Origin of the sequence: Microbacterium sp. GbtcB4 (genome assembly GCF_019091465.1) — a bacterium.
GTDB lineage: Bacteria > Actinomycetota > Actinomycetes > Actinomycetales > Microbacteriaceae > Microbacterium > Microbacterium paraoxydans.
On sequence record NZ_JAGXJJ010000044.1, the window covers coordinates 1 to 320 of the forward strand.

1 pseudogene is annotated in these 320 nt (G+C 73.4%); it reads right to left on the reverse strand.

Annotated features, from left to right (window positions below):
• Positions 1 to 320, reverse strand: a pseudogene (locus KVS71_RS17210) (hypothetical protein); the annotation flags it as partial.

A 320-nucleotide genomic window follows, 5' to 3' on the forward strand; every position in this document is an offset into this window, starting at 1 on the left:
CGCAGGTGGTGTCGCAGGTACCGGGTTGGGCGTGTGCGCCGATGGGTCTTCCCCCGCGAGGCGTTCCGCGAGCAGGGCGTGCAGGTGCCCTGCCGCCGCGAGAAGCGCGACGCTGCGGCGCGTGAGGTCGGTCAGCCGCTCCGCGAGCATGCGCTGCACCTGCCCGGTGTCACCGTGCGCGCGCACCTCGTCGATGATCCGCGAAACGGTGGGGATGCCGTAGCCGCCCGTGCGCAGGGCGGCGGCGATCCGCGCCTCGGTGAACGCGAGGGAGTCATAGGAGCGGACCGATCCCGCACGACGAAGGGGGCGCACCACCC